This window comes from Arthrobacter sp. TMN-50, assembly GCF_054511125.1.
The window spans coordinates 1-1,280 of the sequence record NZ_JBTNDG010000037.1 but is presented as its reverse complement, the minus strand read 5'-3'; the positions used below and the strand labels follow the sequence as shown (position 1 = coordinate 1,280).

1 protein-coding gene is annotated in these 1,280 nt (G+C 64.8%); it reads right to left on the bottom strand.

From position 1 onward, the window contains the following. Position 1 precedes the first annotated feature (1 nt). On the bottom strand, positions 2 to 1,280 hold a 1,279-nt coding region (locus ACX80A_RS15195), incomplete at its 5' end, for an HNH endonuclease (RefSeq protein WP_459260600.1).

Here is a 1,280-nt window from a genome sequence, read left to right as displayed (position 1 = left end):
GTTAGAAGGGTGGTGGTTGGGGCAGGGTGGTGTAGTTTTTGCCGGTGAGTGAGGTGGCGGTGATGGTGCCGGGTTCGGGTTGTTGGTAGTGCCAGTAGCCGTCGGTTTTGAGCATGTGGTGACGTTTGCATAGCGCTGCCAGGTTGTCGTAGCTGGTGGTGCCGCCCTGGTGCCAGGGAATGGTGTGGTCGATGTCGCAGGCTGGGGCGGGCCGGTTGCAGCCGGGGTGGCGGCAGGTTTTGTCTCTGACGAGGATGGTGGTGCGTAAGCCTTTGGGGACTTTGTAGCGGTCGCGGCCGACGCTGAGCACGGTCCCGGTTTCGGGGTGGGTGAGGATCCTGGTGAAACCGGGGGCGTGGGCTGCGAGCTTACGTGCCGTGTCCGGGTCGATCGGCCCGTACCCTTCGAGTTCGGCTGGCCCGTCGCCGCCGAGCAGGGTCATCACCGGAACGGTCACGAACACCACCGGCTGCACCCCCATCACCGACGCCAAATCAACCAACCCAACACCACCAGCACCACCAGCAACAGCGTCCTTGCCATCACTGTCCGTGCTGTCGGTGTCGCCGTTGGCAGTGTCGTCGGCAGCGTTGGCGCCCTCTGGAGCGTCGGCGTCGCTGGGGTTGATGGTCGGTGGGCAGTGGTGGGTGAGGAGGTCGCTGAGGACGTCGGCTTTGAGTTGGGTGAGGGTCCGGGGTTCGGAAGGGGTTTGCAGGGCCCGGGCGGTGAAGGTGAGGCGGTGTTCGATGCCGCAGGCCTGCTCGGCGGGTAGATACGCGGACAGCAATGCCATGCCGTCCTGGGCTGGGGTCACTTCCACATGCCGGTCTTCGACCGCGGCGGCCTTGCGGGTGACGATGGATTCGGGATGAATTTTCTCCCGAACCCGGTGACAGATGGCTTTCAACCGTGGCGGGGTCAGATGCGCGCCGCGTCTAAGGACCTGATCTTCAAACCTGGGTAACACCTCAGCCGGGAGGAAGAGGGCTTCGTCGGCGATGATCTGGGCTTGCCGGACCGAGATCATCCCGTCACCCAGTGATCGCAGGGTTTTTGGGAGGTCCAGGACCAGGTTCAGGCTCTGCCCCAGCAGCCGGTGCGCTGCCCGCCCGGAAATATTCAACAATGGAGCCAGTTCCTCGACAGTGAGAGTGAACCCGAGCCCGGTACCGATCCGCGAGCCCGATCCCCGACGGGAAGCAGCCAACGCGGCGGCCGCAGCCTGGACCTCATCGTGGAGGGCGGCAACCAGTTCCGCTTCCCGGGCAGCGACCCACGAC